This window comes from Actinotalea sp. C106 (assembly GCF_023630195.1).
Taxonomy (GTDB): domain Bacteria; phylum Actinomycetota; class Actinomycetes; order Actinomycetales; family Cellulomonadaceae; genus Actinotalea.
Genome location: NZ_JALPKN010000331.1, coordinates 1 through 3,080, shown reverse-complemented (window position 1 = coordinate 3,080; position 3,080 = coordinate 1). Strand labels below are relative to the sequence as shown.

The following is a 3,080-nucleotide window of genomic DNA, read 5'->3' as shown; positions in this document are numbered from 1 at the left end:
GCGGCCTCGGCCGACGGGGTGCCGGCCCGGCGGCGCAGCACCCAGCGGTCGACGCTGCGCTGCGGGGCGGTGTTGAGGCCCAGGGCCCCCGGAGCGACGTCGTGCCGGATGACCGACCCTGCCCCCGTGTACGCGCCGTCCCCGATGGTGAGCGGGGCCACCAGGGCGTTGTCCGAGCCGATCCGCACGTGCGACCCGACCGTGGTGCGGTGCTTGTTCACGCCGTCGTAGTTGACGAAGATCGTCGCGGCGCCGATGTTGCTGTGCTCACCGATCGCGGCGTCCCCGACGTAGGACAGGTGGGGCACCTTCGAGTGGGCGCCGATCGAGGCGTTCTTGGTCTCGACGAAGGCACCGATCTTGCCCTCGGTGCCGAGGTCGGTCCCGGGCCGCAGGAAGGAGAAGGGCCCGACGCTCGCCCCGGCGCCGACGCGCGCCCCCGTGCCGTGGCTGCGGATCACCTCGGCCCCCGGGCCGACCTCGACGTCGGTCAGCGTGGTGTCCGGTCCGATGGTCGCCCCGGAGGCGACGCGGGTGGTCCCGTGCAGCTGCGTGCCGGGGAGCAGCGTCACGTCCTGGGCGAGCTCGACGTCGACGTCCACCCAGGTCGTCGCGGGGTCGACGACGGTCACCCCTACCGCCATCCAGTCCGCCAGGACACGCCTGTTCTGCTCGGCGCGCAGGACGGCCATCTGCGCACGGTCGTTGACGCCCTCGACGAGCACGGGGTCGTCGACCTGCACGGCGCGCACCGCACCGCCGTCGGCCCGCGCGATGGCGAGCACGTCCGTCAGGTAGACCTCGCCCTGGGCGTTGTCGCGCCCCAGCCGGCCGAGGGCCCCGCGGAGCATCGCGGCGTCGAAGACGTAGACCGAGGAGTTGATCTCGGCGATCTCGCGCTGCTCCGGGGTCGCGTCCTTGTGCTCGACGATCCCGGTGACCTCGCCGGTCGAGCCGTCGCGCAGGATGCGGCCGTAGCCCGTGGCGTCCGCGACCTGGGTGGTCAGGACCGTGACCGCGTTGCCGTCGGCGACGTGCGCCGCGAGGAGCTCGGCGAGGGTCCCGCCGTCGAGGAGCGGGATGTCCCCCGCGAGGACCACCACGGGGCCCTCGACCTGCCCCTGGACCGGGCCGTCCTCGCCGCTCGCAGCATGGTCGTGGGCGAGGTCGGCCTGAGCGGCCGCGTCGAGCACGCCCAGAGCGCACTGGACCGCCCGGCCCGTGCCCGGCACGGCGTCCTGGTCGGCGATGAGGGCGCGGGGGTCGAGCTCGAGGGCGTGGGCGGCCACCCGGTCGCGCTCGTGGCGCACGACCACGGCGACGCGACGGGGGTCGAGAGAGCGGGCGGCGGTCATCGCGTGACCGAGCATGGAGCGTCCGCCGAGGGTGTGCAGGACCTTGGGGGTGGCCGAGCGCATCCGGGTGCCCTCACCTGCGGCAAGGACGACGACGGCGGCGGGGCGGGGGGTGGTCACGCGGGGCTCCCGTCGGAGGTGACGCTGGTCATGCCGGGCGAGCGGCTGCGCCGGAGGTCCGGGCGCCCGGTCACTCTACCGTCGCATGCTCCGCCCCCAGGACTCGAACCTGGACTGCACGGCTCCAAAGGCCGGCGTGCTGCCATTACACCAGGGCGGACCGTGGCCGACGGCCGCGGACGGTCCACCAGTCTGCCAGGGGTTCACGGCATGATGGGTCGGTGGCCTCCTCGAGCAAACGCCCCGCGCGGGCCCGGATGACCGGAACCCAACGGCGCGAGCAGCTGCTCGACGTGAGCCGCCAGCTCTTCGCCGAGAAGGGCTTCGAGGGCACCAGCGTCGAGGAGATCGCCGCCCGCGCGCAGGTCTCCAAGCCCGTGGTCTACGAGCACTTCGGCGGCAAGGAGGGGGTCTACGCGGTCGTCGTCGACCGCGAGATCCAGGCCCTGACCGGGGCGCTCACGGGGGCCCTCGAGGCCGGCGGCCACCCTCAGGTGCTCGTCGAACGCACCGCCCTGGCCCTGCTGGACTACATCGAGTCCTCGACCGACGGCTTCCGGATCCTGGTCCGGGACTCCCCCGTGGCCCAGACCACCGGCACCTTCTCGAGCCTCATCGGTGACGTGGCGATGCAGGTCGAGCACCTGCTGGCCGACCAGTTCACCCGGCGCGGCCTGGACCCGCGCACGGCCCCGATCTACGCGCAGATGCTCGTCGGCATGGTCGCCCTGACCGGTCAGTACTGGCTCGACGCCCGCAACCCCGACAAGACCGAGGTCGCCGCCCACCTGGTGAACCTGGCCTGGTTCGGGCTCTCGGGGCTCCAGCGCCGACCGACCCTGCGCGGCGACCAGGACGACGCATGACCGACGAGGTCGACCGGATCGTCGAGTCCTGGCGCCGCGAGCGGCCCGACCTCGACGTCGCCCCCCTCGCGGTGCTGTCCCGGGTGAGCCGCCTGGCACGGCACCTGGACCTGGCCCGACGCGGGGCCTTCGCCCGGCACGAGCTCGAGCTGTGGGAGTTCGACGTGCTCTCGTCCCTGCGTCGCGCGGGTGAGCCCTACCAGCTCTCCCCCGGCACCCTCGTGACCCAGACCCTGGTCACGAGCGGCACCATGACCAACCGGATCGACCGCCTGGCAGCCCGCGGGCTGGTCGAGCGCCTGCCCGCCCCGAGCGACCGGCGGGGAGTCCTGGTGCGCCTGACCCCCACGGGTCGGACCCGGGTCGACTCGGCCCTCGAGGACCTGCTACGCGTCGAGCGCACCCTGCTCGCAGGCCTGCCCGAGGCCGATCACGACACCCTGGTGGACCTGCTCCGGGTGCTCGTCGCCCCCTTCGACGGCTGAGGACCGCCGGCTGGTCAGCCGGCGATCTCCGCGGCGGTCATCCACTGCTCCTCGAGCTCGTCCTTGAGGGCCGTCAGCTCGCGCAGCTCGGCGTCGAGGGCCGTCACGGCGGCGTGGTCGGTCGCGGCCTCGGCCATGCGCGCGTGGAGCTTCGCCTCGCGCTCGGCGATCTTGCCGAGCTGCCGGTCGATGCGGGTGATCTCCTTGCGTGCCGCCCGCACCGCCGCCGCGTCCGGACCGGCCTCGGTCCCCGG

General features: G+C 73.9%; 4 protein-coding genes and 1 tRNA gene. 2 read left to right on the top strand and 3 right to left on the bottom strand.

Translation table 11 applies throughout. From position 1 onward, the window contains the following. Both glmU and L0B03_RS15795 read right to left on the bottom strand, forming a co-directional pair. Positions 1-1,475: bifunctional UDP-N-acetylglucosamine diphosphorylase/glucosamine-1-phosphate N-acetyltransferase GlmU (glmU, locus tag L0B03_RS15800; RefSeq protein ID WP_250447576.1), on the bottom strand; the 1,475-nt coding region annotated here is incomplete at its 3' end. Positions 1,476-1,563: 88 nt separating this feature from the next. Continuing rightward, positions 1,564-1,635: transfer RNA gene (locus L0B03_RS15795), tRNA-Gln, on the bottom strand. A 97-nt stretch (positions 1,636-1,732) separates the two neighbouring features. Here L0B03_RS15795 and L0B03_RS15790 point away from each other — a divergent pair. Continuing rightward, positions 1,733-2,341 (top strand): TetR/AcrR family transcriptional regulator, encoded by a 609-nt coding sequence (locus L0B03_RS15790; protein ID WP_250447580.1) that lies wholly within the window; start codon positions 1,733-1,735, stop codon positions 2,339-2,341. Then, a complete protein-coding gene (locus tag L0B03_RS15785) occupies positions 2,338-2,826 on the top strand; it encodes a MarR family winged helix-turn-helix transcriptional regulator (RefSeq protein WP_250447574.1) in 489 nt (162 codons plus the stop codon). Before L0B03_RS15790 ends, L0B03_RS15785 begins: the two co-directional genes overlap by 4 nt. Before the next feature lie 14 nt (positions 2,827-2,840). On the opposite strand, the gene L0B03_RS15780 is transcribed toward L0B03_RS15785, so the two are convergent. After that, a partial coding sequence (locus L0B03_RS15780) for an ABC transporter C-terminal domain-containing protein (protein WP_284501909.1) occupies positions 2,841-3,080 on the bottom strand: 240 nt, incomplete at its 5' end.

Excerpts from the sequence above, each read along its gene's own strand:
- L0B03_RS15790 (WP_250447580.1), top strand. The coding sequence starts at position 1,733 with ATGACCGGAACCCAACGGCGCGAGCAGCTGCTCGACGTGAGCCGCCAG.
- L0B03_RS15785 (WP_250447574.1), top strand. The coding sequence starts at position 2,338 with ATGACCGACGAGGTCGACCGGATCGTCGAGTCCTGGCGCCGCGAGCGG.